Here is a 17564-nt window from a genome sequence, read left to right as displayed (position 1 = left end):
ATGTTACTAACAACATGTGTTTTTAGAATATAAGGTAGCAATAACTAGTAAAAATGAAATGAAAATAATGTTTATTAATATATAATTGCATAAATATAAATTAATAAAATTCATTATAAGTCTTTGAAAGTGTGCAATTTGCAATTGTTTTCTCGTAGGGTAAATTGATAACAAGTAGATAAATTTTTGTCAAGGAGGATATTATGAGTAATTTATTAAATAAGAATGATAAGGAGAAAAAAGAGCGTAAGTTCCCATCAGCCTTTTCAGTGTTATTTATCGTGTTAGTTTTTGCGGCGATTTTAACTTATGTAGTTCCCGCAGGTTCCTATGATCGACTTCAATATAACAAGGAAACGAATTCCTTTTTGAGGGTTAATTCAGATGGTACAGAAACGAGCTTAGAAGCAAGCCAAAAGGTCTTAGATGATTTAAAAATTACTGTTCCTTTAAAAAGTTTTGTGAATGAGGATATTAAAAAACCAGTAGCTATTCCTGGTTCCTACCACAAGCTTGACCAACAACCCCAAGGTTTTATGAAAGTTGCTAGGGCTCCAATTGATGGTATAGCAGATTGTATAGGGATAATTGTTTTTGTATTGATTCTTGGTGGATGTATAGGAGTTTTGAATAAGACAGGTACTTTCGATGCGGGAATTGCTGCTCTTTCTAAGAAAACTAAGGGAAAAGAATTCCTTATGGTAGCAATTATTTCAAGCATCATAGCCCTAGGTGGTACAACCTTCGGTTTGGCTGAAGAAACAATTGCCTTCTATCCTATCCTTATGCCAATTTTTCTAGCATCTGGTTTTGATGCTATAGTAACTATTGCTGCAATTTATATGGGTTCAGCTATAGGAACTATGTTTTCAACAACAAATGCCTTTTCTGTAGTAGTTGCTTCAAACGCTGCTGGTATAAGTTTTAAAGATGGATTAACTTTTAGGATCATAAGCCTAGTTTTAGCCCAAATTATTACTCTTTGGTATATTTATAGGTATGCAAAGAAGGTTAAAAAAGATCCAGAAGCTTCAATTATTGCCGAGGATATGCCTAGGATAAATAAGCAATACCTAGAAGGCTATGATCCTGATAATGTAGCTCCTTTTAACTTTAGAAGGATAACCATGCTTGTTGTTTTTATGGCAGCTTTTCCAATTATGATTTATGGGGTTATGAATCTTGAGTGGTGGTTTGAGGAAATGTCAACTCTATTTTTAATAGTTGGTATCGCCTTACTGTTCCTATCAGGACTTCCAGAAGGAGATGCGGTTAGTGCTTTTCTCGATGGAGCAAGTGATCTTGTTTCTGTAGCCCTAATCGTAGGTGTTGCAAGAGGTATTAATATAATCTTAGACGATGGAATGATTTCTGACACCATGCTTTACCAAGCATCTAATATAATTAGTGGCATGAATGGTGTATTATTCTCAAGTGTACAGATGATTTTATTCTCTTTCTTGGGTATATTTATACCATCATCATCTGGACTAGCAACTTTGTCAATGCCTATTATTGCCCCTCTAGCAGATACAGTTTCCCTAGGTAGAGATGTTGTAGTTTCTGCTTACAATTATGGCCAAGGCCGGATGGCTATTATAGCCCCAACAGGGTTAATTTTAGCTACACTTGAGATGGTTGATGTATCATATAATAAGTGGGTTAAGTTTATTGTTCCACTTATGGGTATATTATTAATATTGGCAATAGTTATGCTAGGAATACAGACGATATTCTAAAGGAGGAATAATGTTAGATAAGTTTTTGAGATATATTAGTGTGGATACACAAAGTGATGATAAAAAAGATTGTTGCCCATCAACACCAGGTCAGCTTGATTTGGCAAAGATTTTGGTAGATGAACTAAAGGAGATGGGCATAACAAATGCTACTTGTGATGAGCATGGTTATGTTTATGCATCAATTGAAGGAACTGTGAAAGATGCTCCCAAAATAGGTCTTATTTCACACATGGATACAGCTCTTGAGTTGACTGGTGCTGGCGTTAAGCCACAGATTGTCGAAAGTTATGAAGGAGGAGATATTGTCCTTAATGATAAATACAAATTGACTGAGGAAGATTTTCCTTTCCTTAAAGATTTGCTAGGTCATAAGCTTGTTACAACAGACGGAACGACCCTTCTTGGAGCAGATGATAAGGCGGGTCTTGCTATAATAATGTCTATTGCAGAATTTTTTGTAAACAATAGGAATCTTGCTTTTGGAGATATCAAAATAGGTTTTACACCTGATGAGGAAATTGGGAGAGGTGCTAGCCTATTTGATATAGAAAAATTTGGGGCTGACTTTGCCTATACTATAGATGGAGGTCCACTTGCTGAGCTTGAGTATGAAAACTTTAATGCAGCTACAGCTACCATCCATGTTGAGGGAAAAGCAGTTCATCCAGGTTCAGCCAAGAATGTTCTTATAAATGCTATCCTAGTTGGTCAAGAGCTAAATCAAATGCTTCCAGTAAATCAAAGACCAGAATATTCTGAGGGCTATGAGGGTTTTTATATGCTAGATGAGATTAATGGAACATCTGCAGAGATTGATATGGTTTATATAATCAGAGACTTCTTTAAGGAAACTTTCCAAGCTAAGAAGGATCTAATTAAAGAAGCGGTAGATTTCTTGAACAAAAAATATGGTCAAATAATTAAACTAGAAATTAAGGATTCCTACTACAACATGAAGGAGAAGGTAGAACCTCATATGGAAATAATCGACCTTGCCAAAAAAGCCATAGAAGAAGAAGGACTCACTCCAATAGTAAAACCTATAAGAGGGGGTACTGACGGAGCTACTCTTTCACACAGGGGACTTCCTACACCAAATCTTTTCACAGGTGGATATAATTTCCATGGAAGATATGAAATCTTAGATGTTGACATAATGGAAAAATCATTTAATGTTATTAAAAATATCATCATTAACAATGCCAAGGGAGTAAAATAATGGAAAATCTAAAGCCAGATAGAGTTTTTTATTATTTTGATAAGTTGATGAAAATTCCTAGACCTAGTGGTCATGAAAAGCAAGTATCTGATTTTCTAGTGGCTACGGGCAAGGAGCTTGGACTAAAGACCTACCAAGATGAATCGCTAAATGTAATCATCAGCAGAAAGGCAAGTATAGGTTATGAAAAGGCACCTAAGGTTACCATCCAAGGACACATGGATATGGTGGCAGCCAAGGAAGAAGGTTCAGACCATGATTTTACTAAAGATCCACTTATTCCAGAAATATCTGGCAAGTTTTTAAAGGCTAAAGGAACAAGTCTTGGGGCTGATAATGGCATAGCTGTTGCAATGGGTTTAGCCCTTATGGAAGATAAAAATTACAAGGGGCCAAGTCTTGAGCTTCTTGTAACAACCGAAGAAGAAACCAGTATGGCTGGGGCACTCAATCTAGGAGAAAATATTCTCGAAGGAAATTACCTCATCAATATCGATTCGGAAGAAGAGGGAGTACTTACAGTAGGCTCGGCTGGTGGGCTAACTATCTTTGTAGATGAGGAAATCGGAAAGCAAGAAGAAAATTTCGGATATCAAATTAAAGTTAGTGGACTCTTGGGCGGGCATTCAGGTATGCAGATTAACGAACCTAGGGGAAATGCAGTAAAAATTTTAGGGGAATTGCTAGATGGATTTGACCTTAGCATAGGAGAATTTTATTCTGGAAGTCTTGATAATGTGATTCCATCAGAAGGAAGAGTAAAAGTCTTTGGTATTGATATCGGAGACCTTGAAAAAAGAAAGATGGAAATATTAGATAAGCATCAAAATCTTTTGGGTCAATTGAAGATTGAAATTGCAGAAGCAAAGGGTCTTTCTTATAGTAAGGATTTAAGTAGGAGACTAATCAAACTTATAAATAATCTTCCTACAGGAGTTAATTCCTTTATGGAAGATGGATATACTGTAGAATCTTCAAATAATCTCGCCTTTATAAAGGATAAGGGAGGAAGAATCTTATGCGAAATTTCCCTTCGTTCATCCAACCATGACAAGCTAGATGATCTCACAAAGAAAATTACTAAAGTCTTAGAGGATAATGACTTTTCCTACAAAATTGCTTCAAGATACCCTGGCTGGGAATATAACAAAGATTCAAAACTAAGACCCCTTGCCCAGAAAATATATAAGCAAGTATCGGGTAAAGATTTTGAAACAATAGTAATCCACGCAGGTCTAGAATGTGGAGCAATATTTGAAAAGTATCCAAATATGGACATAATCTCTATTGGTCCAGACATAAGTGGAGCTCATTCCATAGAAGAAAAAGTTGATGTAGAATCAGTGGAAAGAGTTTACAAGTATATCAAAGTTCTCTTAGAAAATATCAGGTGAAAATAACCATAAAAATAAATACGAAGAATTTACCACCAAGGTCCATATCTTACTGGCATTGGTGGTTTTTTATTTTAAAATAATTGCTAAAATTTATATTTTATGATAAATATATAATGAGTTACTTTGATGAAGGGAGGTTATTAATGTATCAAAATAATTTTACGAAACCAGAAATAACTACGAGGATTAGAAATCTTGAACAATCACAAGAGATGCAGAAAAAGCTTGTTAGTGTTAAAAGTAAGATGAAGAATAATATTCCCAACCTAATAGACCTTAGGCTAGTGCCAGGAATTTTGCTTGCCTTGTTGGTTCTTAACACTCGCTACTATTATTTTTTGCCTATTGTCCTAGTTTTGTATACAAATCTTTTTGCTCCAAGAAACAAGGAAGAAGTTGATATCAGCGAAGACTACGCCGAGAATTTTCTAAGACCTATCTTAGAAGAGGTTTTTCCAGAAACAAAATTGCTTTACAATGAAGGTTTAGCTTTAGATGTTTTTGAGCTAATCTTGCCAGGATCTGATAAATATAATTCCAATTGTCATATAATATTTGCTGATTCTTACAAAACTGAGTTTTCAAATATGACTGCTCTGTTTGTTACTAGAGATAACAAGGGTAAGACTATTCATAAAGTCGATTTTACTGGGCAGGTTTTTCAGATTAATTTAAGTACAAATGTCAAGGGTCATATTAGAATTATTCCAAGTACTGAAAAAAGTATTCTAGGTTCTAAGAATTACAGGGCTTATGGAAAAATTCGTGAAAATGAGAGGGAAATTACAACTGAATCAATTAAGTTTAATGAGGATTACTCAATATTTGCCACAGACGATTTTAATACGAGGCTTATCCTAGATCCAACTATAATAAACATCCTAAATACTTGGAGAGAAAAAATGAAAGTTTGCTTGTATATGGATGAAAATCAATTAATTATTGCCTTTGATTCTGGTGGATTTTTATTTCCACTTCCAAGATTAAAATCAGATGTGGATAGTCTTTCCATAGCTGGGGAATATGAAAAAGTTAGGGTTAAGTTGGCAGATTTTTATGAACTAGTTGAAAGAATAAGAGAGAAATTATGATTTCAACTTTATATGATGGTTATTTAATGGAGAATTTATATGAAAAAATTTACTAGTATATTTTTTGTCCCTTTTATCATCTTGCTAGTAGCAATCTATTTTATTAAGACATCAAATAGATTAAATAAGTTTAAGATAATTATTGATGAGTCAAAGAAAAATGTAGATATATCTCTAGGAAAAAGATATGACACTATATGTCAGATGCTAAGGGTTGCCAAATCCTATGCTAAATATGAGAAGGATACTTTTGAGAATCTAGCTAATTCAAGAGAAACTCATAGGGTCAATGATTTCAATAAGACAATAAAAAATCAAGATAAGGCTTTGTATGAGATTTTTGCATTAGCTGAAGCCTACCCAGACCTAAGATCCTCCGAAGAATTTGTTAATTTGCAAAAAGAGATTGATGAAGAAAATGAACAATTAGCCGCAGCCAAAAGGATAGTGAACAATAATATAAGTATTTATAACCAAGACATAGTCACTTTTCCAATATCTATTGTGGCAAATATTAAGTCTATGAAGAAGATAGATTTTCTTAGGGAAGATAAGCTAGAAAATAAAAGAGATATTGATGATTTTGATTATGAAATTTAACTTACTTTAAAATGCTGGCCAAACCAGCATTTTTTCATTGAGACTTATTTAATTGAGATAAACCATAAAGTGATGAAAATTATATAAATCCTATTAGCCTTCAAAATATTGATATAAGTCTAAAAAAGCCTATATTTTTTGAGGAAGGATAATTTTGTTTCGGAAATAAGTATAGCTACAAAAATCATCACGAACCCTATAAGTGAATTTGTAGTAAGTTTTTCTATGCCGAGCATAACAGGAATTAGAATACCAAATACTGATTCAAAACCTAAAATGATGGAGGCTGACGATTCGTCAGTGTATTTTTGACCTATATTTTGGAGGAGAAGAGCTATTGTCGTACAAAATATCGCCAAGTAGCCGAGCTCAAGAATAGGCCTCCAAGAAGGGATTAGTATATTAGAATTATCTTCCATAGCAAAACTTACAAGGCCAGCTAGCCCTGTAGCAGAGGCAAATTGAAAGATGGTCATAAGGATTGGATCCTTGTCCTTAGCAAAGATGCTAACACAAACTATGTGGCTAGCAAATAAGAAGCCACTCAAGAGAGCGAGTCCATCACCTAATATTTTCTGCTTACCAACAAAGGTTGAGTTAGCTCCATCTATAGATGATTTTGAAATGAAATAAATACCTCCTACTGCAATCAGCGCGGCAAGTATATTGTATTTATCAGGTCTTACCCTTGTAAATAGCCAAGCCATAAAGGGAACTATTACGCAATAAGAGGCAGATAGAAAAGCACTCCTGCCAGGGGCAGCATAAGTAACGCCTAGTGTTTGGGAAGAGTAGGCTAGAAAAAGGAAAATTCCAATTATAAGACCAGTTTTAACATCCTTTTTGCTTGCCCTTTTAAGGTTTTTGTTAAAAATAAGGGCTAGGATAAGAGATGAAAGACCGAATCTAACCATCAAGATAAAGTTGGGTTGGAAAGTTTGAGATGCTTGCTTGACAACAGTTAGCGATGAACCCCAGAGGATAGCTGTAATAAAGAGGCCAATTTTTGCTAGGCTAGGTATATTTTTTGCATTTTCTAATTTGTTCATTATTACTCCATTTATTTCTCGAATATGATTAATTTTTCAAAAATTATTAGGATTTTTTTATGAAATATACTCAACAATAATAAATTATACCCGAAAAAACTATCTTTTGTGACTTAGGTCACATACAGACAAAAGTTTTCCTATTATAATGAAGCTAGATTAGAAAAATAAGGAGAATTTTATGACATATACAGGATTTAAAGGTAGCAAATGGAAGGAAGAAATCAACGTTCGTGATTTTATCCAAGCAAACTATAAACCTTACGAGGGAGATGATTCTTTCTTGGAAGGTGTTACTGAAAAAACTGAGAAACTTTGGTCAGAGGTTGAAGGATTAATCAACAAGGAAATAATTGAAAATTATAGAAATGCTGATACATCAAGGTTTTCATCTATAGATGGCTACGATGCTGGCTACATTGATAAGGATAATGAGGTTATCTTTGGTCTACAGACAGATGAAGTTTTAAAGAGAATTGTTAATCCTTATGGTGGTTATAGGATGGTGGAACAATCACTAGAGGCTTATGGTCAAAAGATGGATCCTACTTTGGAGAAAACTTTCAAGGAATTTAGGAAAACTCATAATGAGGGAGTCTTCGATGCCTATACAAAGGACATGAGAACTGCTAGGACTGTTGGTCTTTTAACTGGTCTGCCAGATGCCTATGGACGTGGTAGGATAATTGGAGATTATAGAAGGATTGCTCTATACGGAATTGATAGGTTAGTTGAAGAAAAGAAAAAAGACCTAGATAAGATTGAAATTGATGAAGAAAATCTTGAAAAAACCATAAGACTCAGGGAAGAGGTTAGCGAGCAAATCAGAGCCTTGGGCAAGATTAAAAATATGGCTTACAAATATGGAATAGATATTTCAAAACCAGCTACAAATGCAACAGAAGCAGTTCAATTCCTATATCTTGGATATCTTGCAGCAGTAAAGGAAAACAATGGAGCCGCAATGAGCTTTGGTAGAAATACAAGCTTTCTTGATATCTATATCCAAAGAGATTTGGAAAATGGACTTCTTGATGAAGCCCATGCCCAAGAGCTAATTGATCAACTTGTTATTAAGCTAAGACTTGTAAGACACCTTCGTACACCAGAATATGATGAAGTTTTTGGTGGGGATCCAACATGGGTAACTGAATCGATTGGAGGTATGGGACTTGACGGAAGAACCCTAGTAACAAAAACTGCCTTCAGATTCCTTCATACATTAATAAACTTAGGTTCAGCACCAGAACCAAATATGACAATCCTATGGGCTGACAAACTTCCAGAAGCATGGAAGAAATTCTGCTCAAAAATTTCTATCAAAACTGACTCAATCCAATATGAAAATGATGATTTGATGAGAAATATGTATGGAGATGATTACGCAATAGCTTGTTGTGTATCAGCTATGGAAGTAGGCAAGGAAATGCAATTTTTCGGTGCAAGAACTAACCTTGCCAAGTCCTTGCTCTATGCTATTAATGGGGCAGTTGATGAAAAGAAGAAAAATAAAGATGGAAGTTCAATTAAGGTATTTGACGGTGTAGAGAAAATCACAGATGAAATTCTTGATTATGACAAGGTTATGGCAAACTACAAAAAAGTTTTAGCTAAGGTTGCAGCTCTTTATGTAAACACCCTAAATGTAATCCACTTCATGCACGATAAGTATGCCTACGAAGCAGGACAAATGGCTCTTCACGACACAGAAGTTAAGAGAAATCTAGCAACAGGGGTAGCAGGATTATCAATTGCAGCTGACTCACTTTCAGCAATAAAATACGCCAAAGTTAAAGCAATTAGAAATGAAGAAGGCCTTGCCATCGACTTTGAAAGAGAAGGCGACTTCCCTAAGTATGGTAATGATGATGATAGGGTTGATGAAATAGCAGTAGAAATCCTAACCTATTTCTCTAATGAGCTTAAAAAACACAAGACCTACAAGAATGCAAAAATAACTCTATCAGCTCTAACTATTACATCAAATGTAATGTATGGCAAAAAGACAGGAACAACTCCTGATGGAAGAAGGGCAGGAGAGCCATTTGCACCTGGTGCCAACCCAATGCATGGTAGAGATGAAAACGGAGCCTTGGCATCACTCAATTCAGTGGCTAAACTTCCTTACGAATGTGTATGCGAAGACGGAATTTCAAACACCTTTACCATAGTTCCAGATGCTCTTGGTAAGGAGAAGGAAGTAAGGATTGACAACCTAGTAAATATTATGGATGGTTATTTTGGTCAAGATGCCTTCCACCTAAATGTTAACGTACTTCAAAGGGAAAAATTGCTAGATGCCTACCACCATCCAGAAAAATATCCTAACCTAACCATAAGAGTTTCAGGATATGCAGTTCATTTCAATAGATTAAGCGATGAGCAAAAGAGAGAAGTTCTCCAAAGAACCTTCCATGGTTTTGCTTAGATAGGAGAGATTATGGCAAAATTACATTCAATAGAGACTATGGGTCTTGTTGATGGTCCAGGGATAAGGACTGTGTTCTTTCTTTCTGGATGTCCCCTTAGGTGTGTATTTTGCCATAATCCAGATACTCAAAGCCCAAATTTTGGAAAAGATATAAGTGTTGATGAACTTGTAAAAAGAGCCAAGAGAATGAAACCCTACTACAAAAACGGTGGTGGGGTAACAATTTCTGGTGGAGAGCCTATGAATGATGGGAAATTTCTCTTAGAAACGATTGATGCTCTTCATAAGGAAAAAATCCATGTAACTGTAGATACATCAGGAGTAGGAGATAGGATTTACTATCCACAAATTGCCGAGAAAGCTGACCTTTTCTTGCTCGATATCAAACATTATGATCCAGTAATGTTTAAAAAAATAACCAAGGTTGATCAAGACCTCTTGCTAGAATTCATGTATCAAATATCAAAAACAAACACAAGAGTCTGGATAAGACACGTTATGATGCCAAGCGTTACTGATACTAGAAAAGATATGGAAAAATTGGTTGAGTTTTTAAAACCCCTTAAAAAAAATATCGACAAAATAGAAATCCTACCCTACCACACCCTCGGAGTCGATAAATATAAAAAGATGAAGAGGAACTATCCCTTAAAAAACATGCCACAAATGGATAAGAACCTAGCAAAAGAGCTTGAATCTTATGCCAACTTTATGCTAAAATCTTGCTAAGGAGTGGCTATGAGAAAAGAGTTTTACAATATAAATCTTTTGGAATATATATCAGATGATGATTTAGACAAATTCACCCACAAAGTTGAAATCAAAGAAGTCAAAAAAGGCGAGATAATTTTTCGCTACAACGACCAAGCGGAATATATGTATATCATTGTAGATGGCTTCATTAAAATCTCCATGTACCTTACAGATGGGAGGGAGCAAGTTCTCTATACCTATAGCAAGGGAGATTTTGTTGGAGCTCACAACCTCTTAACTGACGAAAACTACCAATACGAGGCTAAGGCCTTAAAAAAAACCAAACTAATTTACATTCACAAAAGCGATTTTTTCAATGTTATGATTAAAAACAATAAGATTCTTATAAAGATACTGGGGCAATCTTTCAAGAGAATTAGAAGAAGCGAGGAGCTTATTGATAGGCTTGTTGGTCTAAATGCAGATATGAAAGTAGCTAAGCTTCTACTTGACCTAGTTGAGGAAACTAAAGAAGGCAACCTTCTCATAAAACCACACCTCACTAGAGAAGAGCTTGGTTCTTATTCTGGAGTTGTTAGAGAAACTTTGTCAAGAAAGCTTTCCTACTTTGAGGATTTAGGACTAATCAAGCTACTACCAAAAGGAGAAATTCTTATACAAAATATTGAAGCTTTGAGAAAAATTGTGAATTAAGGAGCTAGTGCATAATTAGGATAAAATAATTTCCATTATTGAATTGTTCTTCCAATGATGGGATTATTTATTCACCATGCACGGGCTCCTTTTCATATGTTATTAAAAATAATCAAGTCTATAAAAATAGTTATATTTGAAATTGAATGTAGAACAAGTATTATGGTAAAACGGAGGAATTATGAATAAAAAAACAATTACTATAATGCTTGCCTATGTGGGTGTGTTAACAGGAGCGGGTCTTGCATCAGGTCAAGAACTAATGCAATATTTTGTTTCCCTAGGCTTATCAGGCATAGTTGGGATAGGTGTTGTTGCCATCTTGCATATGCTAATAGGAGGCTTACTTTTACAACTAGGTAGTCACTATCTAGCCAACGACCACTCGGAAGTGTTTGATGAAATAACTAATAAATTTATAAGTAAATTCATGGATATATCTTTAATATTAACCTGCTTTATTATTGGATTTGTAATGATAGCGGGAGCTGGATCCAACCTCAATCAAGCCTTTGGTGCTCCTAGGTGGTTGGGGGCAGTGATTTGTACAGGCTTAATTATCGGAGTCGGCATGCTTGATTTTTCCAAGGTTAGTAAGGTGATTGGTTCTTTTACACCCCTTATTGTAATTTTCACCTTGCTTGCAAGTATCTATACCTTTACAAATTACAAAGTAGATTGGCAGGCGGTAAATCAATTGGCTAAATCCTTGCCAAGTAACTTCGATAGTGTAAGTTTAACTGTGATTAACTATTTTGGCATGTGCATAATGACTGCTGTATCAATGGCTCTCGTTTTGGGTGGCGATGAGTTAAATACAGGAGAAGCTGGGATAGGAGGTCTTGTTGGGGGACTTCTTGTAGGAATACTAGGTATCCTCATAGTTCTAACTTTACTTATTAGAATTGATGAGATTAAAAACTTAGATATTCCCATGCTCTATGTGATAGAAGATATTAATCCAATCCTCGGCACTTTGATGGCTCTTGTGATATTTGGGATGATTTTTAATACAGCAATTTCTCTCTTCTATGCTTTGAGTAGGAGATTTTCCTATGGGGATGAGAAGAGGTTTAGGGTTCTTCTAGTTGGCATTACTCTTCTTGGTTTTGCTCTAAGCTTTGCAGGCTTTAAGAAATTGGTGGCGATTTTTTATCCTCTAATTGGCTATGCGGGGATGGTAATGTTTGTCGTTTTAGTTTTTGCATATTTTAGGGAGAGAAAATCAATAAAATATGAAAATATAAGAAGATTTGCCATAAACCATTATATGAGAAAAAAACTCGACGATAATTTGGAGTACACCAAGGATGATAGGGAAAAGCTTAAAAAACTTATAGAAAAATCTCATATTGATAATGAAGAAATGAGAAAAAAGGCTCATGAAAGTGTAAAAGAGGCTCTGGAACAGGAAGAATAGCTAGACATTTCGGCTGAACTTTCTCATATAATGCCTGTACCTGTAGGAGTCAAGTAATAAGACTATAATTATGGCAAAAGATATTTTTAAGATATTGTAGATTTCTAGTTAGGAGAAATATGAATTTAGGAAAACAAGTAATATACCAAGTCTACCCAAGAAGTTTTAAAGACACAAATGGAAATGGCTTGGGCGACCTTTTAGGAATAAAAGAAAAAATCCCCTACTTTAAAGACCTAGGAGTTGATATGGTATGGCTCAATCCATTTTTCGTATCGCCTCAAAATGATAATGGATATGATATAGCAGATTATTACCATGTTGACCCTGTATTTGGTAGGGACCAAGACTTGGATGATTTGATAAGGGAGATGGATAAGGCTGATATCAAGTTGATGGTTGATATGGTTTTAAACCATACATCTATAGAGCATGAATGGTTTAGCAAGGCCCTTGCAGGAGATGAATATTACCAAAACTTTTATTATATAAGAGAAGGGAAAGATGGTGGATTTCCAACGAATTGGCAGTCAAAATTTGGAGGGCCAGCGTGGGAGAAATTTGGAGATACAGGGAAATACTATCTTTGTCTTTTTGACAAAACTCAAGCAGACCTTAACTGGCATAATCCAGATGTCCGAGAAGAAATGTATAAGATTGTAAACTTTTGGATGGAAAAAGGGGTAGGTGGATTTAGGTTTGATGTATTGAACGTAATAGGAAAAAGTCAAAGCCTAGAAGATTCTACAGGACTTGAGTCAGATGAAAAGAAACTCTATACTGATACTCCTATAGTTCATAAGTGGATAAGGCAATTAAACTCAAGGACCTTTGGCAAAAATCCTGAGCTAATAACTGTGGGAGAGATGAGCTCTACAAATATTGAAAATTCAATCAAATATTCATCTGCCCAAGGTGATGAACTTTCAATGGTCTTTAATTTTTACCACCTCAAGGTAGATTATGAAAATGGAAACAAGTGGACAGATATAAGATTTGACATGAAGAAATTAAAAAAAGTCTTAAATAAATGGCAGACGGGAATGCAGGAAGGAGCTGGTTGGAACGCACTTTTCTGGAACAACCATGACCAACCAAGAGCCAACAATCGTTTCGGTGATGTCGAATCCTATCCCTACCAAACTGCCACGATGCTTGCCCAAACTATTCACATGATGCGAGGAACTCCCTTTATCTACCAAGGAGAAGAGATAGGAATGACCGATCCTACTTATAGCTCTATTGAAAATTACAGGGATATAGAGAGCCTAAAGGCCTACAAAAAACTTCTTGCCAATGGAAAAAATGAAGAAGAAGCCCTTAAAATAATAAAGAAAAAATCTAGGGACAACTCAAGGACTCCTATGCAATGGGACGAGTCAGCAAATGCTGGCTTTACGACAGCTACTCCATGGATAGGAGTGAATGAAAATTATAAAACTATAAATATAAAAAAGGCCTTAGAAGATAAAAACTCAATATACTATTATTACAAAAAACTTATCGAACTTAGAAAAGAAGAAAATATAATATCGGATGGTCTATATTTCCCAATCCTAGAAAATGACGCAGATATCTTCGCCTATATTAGAGAATATGAGGGAGATGTTCTAATCAACATGAACAACTTCCAAGCTAAGGAAGTAGAAGTTGACCTTGAGAAAATTCTTGATGAGTACGAAAAGTTTACTTATTTTTTGGGGAATTATGGTCATAGAAAAGTAGACAAAAAAATAAAACTTGCCCCCTTTGAAAGCCTTGCCTTTATAAAGAGAGTCTAAGAGAAGAAGGGGTTTTTGTAAAATTATGAACAATCATCCTTCCACCATTAGAAGCTTATCTTAGGAATTTTTATTAGTGCCTGTGTCTTATGGAGGCAAAAATTCCGTTGAACTTCCTCTAATGATATTGGGACGATTTGTTCATTCTGCAAGAGCCCCTCTATGTTTGTTTGTTTACTTACTTATTTCTTTTTTTGCTAGCTACTAGGGCTAGGGAACTTGCAATAAGAGCTGATAAGCTACCTAAAGAAGTGATACCTGTTTTAACATTTGCATTTGTCTTTGCAATCTTATTTTTATTTGATGGGTTATTACCATCTTTTTTAGGAGAGTCTTTTTTTGGATCATCTTTCTTATTATCTTTATTATCTGATGATTTTTTATCATTTTTTTTATCTTTTGTTTCAGTCTCGCTACTAGAACCAGCCATACTTGAAGTATCTGTATGTTCGTTTTTTGCAAAAACAAGGTCGCCATTTTCGAAATAGGTTCCATCAGCAAGTTTCATAAGAACTATAGGCTTGATGAACTTGGTATTTTCTGGCATTTTGAGGATTTCTACTTCATAACCTCCATCAACTTCAGTAATCTTGTAATTTTCCTTTGGAAGTTCTTGCTTATTATATTTTGGAGTTGATGAAGAAACACCATCAACTTTGGTAGCATTATAATCTTCATCGGTAACATAGTTTAATTTTATGAATTTCTTGCTATCTTCACCACTTTTCTTTAGCCCCTTGAGCTTTGATTTTATGAAGAACTTGTTGTTAGTAAGACCTACATATTTTTTATTATTGTGAGGGTTGGTATTAGTTCTATCACCTTCAACCTTAAAGTCGACAAGAGCCTTGTGGGTGAAATCTCTAAATAAACCTTGTTTTTTGCCATTAACCTTCTTAAAAGGTATCTTTTCAATTTCTTTTAACTTATTTTCATCAATATTATTATCAGCCAAGAGCTCTTTGGCATGGGCAAGAGCTTTCTTTAATTCTTCCCTACTGGAATTTTCAAAATTAATTGAAGGATTGTCAATTGCTGTTTCATCCATAGACTCTAAATATTTTTTTAGGTCTTTTTTAGCTGAATCTACCCTTTTTGAAAAATCATCCTTCTTGTTTTCTTCCTCTGTTTTTGCATTTGGATCTGCTTTAGGCTCATCTTTAGATGGTGAAGATTGGGTGGAAGATGGGCTTAATTCATTGACTTTATCACCCTCATCCTTACTTGTCTTACTATCAGCACTTCTATCAGTAGATTCACTTAGAGGTGCTTCATTAGTAAGCTCGTTTGTTACTTCACCTGTACTAGCTGGTTCTTCTTGGCTTGCTTGAGATATTTGTGGGATTACATTAAGAGCTAGCAAGAGTGCTAGGGATAGGGAAACTTTATTTTTAATTTTCATAATTACCTCCTGAATTTTGATGATGGTTTAAGAAAATCATAAAAATTTATTCTTTCTTATAACAAAACTAAAAAAAATATGACTTTAACCTTAAAAAATCATCATCTAAGTTCAAGTTAATTATAATAAAAAAACACCTAATTGTCAATAATGATTACTGATATCAATCTTTAGTTTGTTAAATACAATTTCCTACTAAAAAAAGAAATTTCATTGTAAAAATATCTAATTCTTGTAAAATATATATATCTATAAATCAATATTTATTATATTAGTAAGAGAGGTTAATATGTCGGATAAGAAATTTATTCCTCAAGTTCATTCAAAACTTAGGAAGTCTTTTATAAAGGTACCAGAAGAAATTTACAAGGCCAGTGGGATTATGATATTTGAAAAGAGGATAAAATCCCTACTTTTCACCACAGATCTTGCTATTATAAGAAATTCTAATGCTGATTCAGTTATGGCAGTTTATCCCTACACTCCGCAAAATTCAATAACAAATTCTATTCTCGATGTGTCAAATGTACCTTGTTTTATAGGAGTTGGTGGTGGACTTACCCAAGGACTCAGGTCTAAGTATATAGCTATTGATGCAGAGCTTGCTGGTGCCTATGGGGTTGTTGTAAATTCTCCTATGCCAAACGAAGATATAAAAGAAATTTCGGATTTTATTGATATTCCCGTAATTGCCTCTGTGGTTAGTTTTGAGAATGATTACATAGGAAAGATTGAAGCTGGAGCAGAGATTCTAAATGTATCTGGAGGAAAATACACAGCAGACCTTGTTCGTGAAATAAGAAAAAATATCGGAGATGAATTTCCAATCATTGCAACTGGAGGCAAGACTGGCGAGCAAATTTTAGAAACAATCAAGGCTGGAGCCAATGCCATATCATACACTCCACCTTCAAGTGCGGAAGTGTTTGGATCTATGATGGATTCTTATAGAAATGAGGAAATACATTGATTTACCCAGGTTTTTTGACAGATGTAGGGGGAATTAAGCTAGGCCATGCTTCTGATTTTGAGGGCGGAACAGGTCTTAGTCTAATACTACCAGATGAAGGAAATACTGGTGCAGTTGAAGTTAGGGGTTCAGCTCCTGGAACAAGAGAAACAGACCTTCTTAATCCCATCAACCAAGTAAGTGAAGTGAATGCTTTTATTTTATCTGGTGGTTCAGCCTATGGACTAGATGCTGCAAGTGCAATCATGCAAGAACTTGAAAAAGATGGTAAGGGTTTTGATGTTGGTTGTGGAATTGTCCCCATAGTAAGTCAGGCAGTTTTGTTTGACCTAGCCTATAAATCGTCAAAGGCAAGGCCTGATTATAAAATGGCAAAACTTGCCTACAAAAAAGCAAGATATGATAATAAAGAATGTGGCATAATTGGAGCTGGAACTGGAGCAACTGTTGGTAAGGCCTTGGGTATGGATAAGGCTATGAAATCTGGTATAGGCCAGGCATCCCTTAGCCTAGGAACTTTAAAGGTGGCAGCTATAGTTGCAGTTAATGCTTTTGGTGATATCTTCGATAATGAAAGAGGCAAGCAAATAGCAGGGCCAATAGTTGATGGTAAAGTCCAAAAAACCATGGACAAACTTGGAGAAATTGCTGGAAGTTTTCCAGATGTAGAAGGGAAAAATACAACTATTGGTCTTATAGCAACTAATGCTACATTTGACAAGACAAGGCTAACCAAGGTATGTCAGATGACCCATGATGGTTATGCAAGAGCCATAAACCCAGTCCATACAATGTTTGATGGAGATACGGTCTTTGGACTAGCTACAAATAAAATAAAAGCAGATGTAAATATAGTAGGGGCTTTGGCAGCAAAGGTTATGGCCAGGGCAATCGCTAACGCTATATATTATTCTAATGAAACTCTTATTTAATTAATAGGAGTTTTTTCTTTGTCGTCTAACTAATAGGAATTATTTAAAAATAGACAAAGTAAAAATTCATACGCTAAGAATAAATGCTGTCTCTTATACACATCTCCGAGCCCACGAGACTAT

The 17564-nt window shown here is 35.1% G+C and carries 14 protein-coding genes; 12 read left to right on the top strand and 2 right to left on the bottom strand.

Annotation, left to right across the window (positions count from 1 at the left end):
- The first annotated feature begins 203 nt into the window (after positions 1–203).
- The 5 genes from Q0W95_RS05100 (at position 204) to Q0W95_RS05080 (ending at position 6049) form a co-directional block, all read left to right on the top strand.
- Positions 204–1739: a YfcC family protein gene (locus Q0W95_RS05100; RefSeq protein ID WP_297790533.1), complete on the top strand. Its 1536-nt coding sequence runs from the start codon at positions 204–206 to the stop codon at positions 1737–1739.
- A gap of 10 nt (positions 1740–1749) precedes the next feature.
- Positions 1750–2961, top strand: coding sequence for a peptidase T (pepT, locus tag Q0W95_RS05095; RefSeq protein WP_297790531.1), 1212 nt, complete (start codon positions 1750–1752; stop codon positions 2959–2961).
- Positions 2961–4355 carry a beta-Ala-His dipeptidase gene (gene pepD, locus Q0W95_RS05090; protein WP_297790529.1) on the top strand — a complete coding sequence of 465 codons (1395 nt, stop codon included), beginning with the start codon at positions 2961–2963 and terminating at the stop codon, positions 4353–4355. The genes pepT and pepD overlap by 1 nt, the downstream gene beginning before the upstream one ends.
- Positions 4356–4501: 146 nt before the next feature.
- Positions 4502–5449 (top strand): DUF3137 domain-containing protein, encoded by a 948-nt coding sequence (locus Q0W95_RS05085; RefSeq protein WP_297790527.1) that lies wholly within the window; start codon positions 4502–4504, stop codon positions 5447–5449.
- Between the two features lie 39 nt (positions 5450–5488).
- Positions 5489–6049: a LemA family protein gene (locus Q0W95_RS05080; RefSeq protein WP_297790525.1), complete on the top strand. Its 561-nt coding sequence runs from the start codon at positions 5489–5491 to the stop codon at positions 6047–6049.
- Positions 6050–6168: 119 nt separating this feature from the next.
- Here Q0W95_RS05080 and Q0W95_RS05075 read toward each other — a convergent pair whose 3' ends face one another.
- On the bottom strand, positions 6169–7098 hold the full coding sequence (locus tag Q0W95_RS05075) for a DMT family transporter (RefSeq protein WP_297790523.1): 930 nt from the start codon (positions 7096–7098) through the stop codon (positions 6169–6171).
- A gap of 181 nt (positions 7099–7279) precedes the next feature.
- On the opposite strand from Q0W95_RS05075, the gene pflB reads away from it, so the two are divergent.
- From pflB to treC, 5 genes are all read left to right on the top strand, one after another.
- Positions 7280–9526, top strand: a complete 2247-nt coding sequence (pflB, locus tag Q0W95_RS05070; RefSeq protein WP_297790521.1) for a formate C-acetyltransferase — start codon at positions 7280–7282, stop codon at positions 9524–9526.
- 12 nt (positions 9527–9538) lie between these two features.
- Complete coding sequence (gene pflA, locus Q0W95_RS05065) at positions 9539–10258, top strand: pyruvate formate-lyase-activating protein (protein WP_297790519.1); 720 nt, start codon at positions 9539–9541, stop codon at positions 10256–10258.
- Between the two features lie 9 nt (positions 10259–10267).
- Positions 10268–10936, top strand: coding sequence for a Crp/Fnr family transcriptional regulator (locus tag Q0W95_RS05060; protein WP_297790517.1), 669 nt, complete (start codon positions 10268–10270; stop codon positions 10934–10936).
- A 181-nt stretch (positions 10937–11117) separates the two neighbouring features.
- Complete coding sequence (locus tag Q0W95_RS05055) at positions 11118–12356, top strand: hypothetical protein (RefSeq protein ID WP_297790516.1); 1239 nt, start codon at positions 11118–11120, stop codon at positions 12354–12356.
- A gap of 119 nt (positions 12357–12475) precedes the next feature.
- A complete protein-coding gene (gene treC / locus Q0W95_RS05050) occupies positions 12476–14137 on the top strand; it encodes an alpha,alpha-phosphotrehalase (protein WP_297790515.1) in 1662 nt (553 codons plus the stop codon).
- A gap of 178 nt (positions 14138–14315) precedes the next feature.
- Here treC and Q0W95_RS05045 read toward each other — a convergent pair whose 3' ends face one another.
- On the bottom strand, positions 14316–15539 hold the full coding sequence (locus tag Q0W95_RS05045; RefSeq protein ID WP_297790514.1) for a sortase: 1224 nt from the start codon (positions 15537–15539) through the stop codon (positions 14316–14318).
- A gap of 289 nt (positions 15540–15828) precedes the next feature.
- Here Q0W95_RS05045 and Q0W95_RS05040 point away from each other — a divergent pair, with 289 nt between their 5' ends.
- Both Q0W95_RS05040 and Q0W95_RS05035 read left to right on the top strand, forming a co-directional pair.
- A complete protein-coding gene (locus Q0W95_RS05040) occupies positions 15829–16509 on the top strand; it encodes a hydrolase (RefSeq protein WP_297790513.1) in 681 nt (226 codons plus the stop codon).
- Positions 16509–17441, top strand: a complete 933-nt coding sequence (locus Q0W95_RS05035; RefSeq protein ID WP_297790535.1) for a P1 family peptidase — start codon at positions 16509–16511, stop codon at positions 17439–17441. Before Q0W95_RS05040 ends, Q0W95_RS05035 begins: the two co-directional genes overlap by 1 nt.
- The last annotated feature ends 123 nt before the right edge of the window (positions 17442–17564 follow it).

It is taken from the genome of uncultured Anaerococcus sp., from assembly GCF_947253225.1.
GTDB lineage: Bacteria > Bacillota > Clostridia > Tissierellales > Peptoniphilaceae > Anaerococcus.
Note: the sequence above shows the minus strand (reverse complement) of the source record. Positions and strands in the feature narration are given on the sequence as shown.

Coding starts and splice junctions, on each gene's coding strand:
- Q0W95_RS05060 (WP_297790517.1), top strand. CDS start 10,268: ATGAGAAAAGAGTTTTACAATATAAATCTTTTGGAATATATATCAGAT.
- Q0W95_RS05085 (WP_297790527.1), top strand. CDS start 4,502: ATGTATCAAAATAATTTTACGAAACCAGAAATAACTACGAGGATTAGA.
- Q0W95_RS05100 (WP_297790533.1), top strand. CDS start 204: ATGAGTAATTTATTAAATAAGAATGATAAGGAGAAAAAAGAGCGTAAG.
- pepD (WP_297790529.1), top strand. CDS start 2,961: ATGGAAAATCTAAAGCCAGATAGAGTTTTTTATTATTTTGATAAGTTG.
- Q0W95_RS05055 (WP_297790516.1), top strand. CDS start 11,118: ATGAATAAAAAAACAATTACTATAATGCTTGCCTATGTGGGTGTGTTA.
- Q0W95_RS05075 (WP_297790523.1), bottom strand. CDS start 7,098: ATGAACAAATTAGAAAATGCAAAAAATATACCTAGCCTAGCAAAAATT.
- Q0W95_RS05080 (WP_297790525.1), top strand. CDS start 5,489: ATGAAAAAATTTACTAGTATATTTTTTGTCCCTTTTATCATCTTGCTA.
- pflB (WP_297790521.1), top strand. CDS start 7,280: ATGACATATACAGGATTTAAAGGTAGCAAATGGAAGGAAGAAATCAAC.
- pflA (WP_297790519.1), top strand. CDS start 9,539: ATGGCAAAATTACATTCAATAGAGACTATGGGTCTTGTTGATGGTCCA.
- Q0W95_RS05040 (WP_297790513.1), top strand. CDS start 15,829: ATGTCGGATAAGAAATTTATTCCTCAAGTTCATTCAAAACTTAGGAAG.
- treC (WP_297790515.1), top strand. CDS start 12,476: ATGAATTTAGGAAAACAAGTAATATACCAAGTCTACCCAAGAAGTTTT.
- pepT (WP_297790531.1), top strand. CDS start 1,750: ATGTTAGATAAGTTTTTGAGATATATTAGTGTGGATACACAAAGTGAT.
- Q0W95_RS05045 (WP_297790514.1), bottom strand. CDS start 15,539: ATGAAAATTAAAAATAAAGTTTCCCTATCCCTAGCACTCTTGCTAGCT.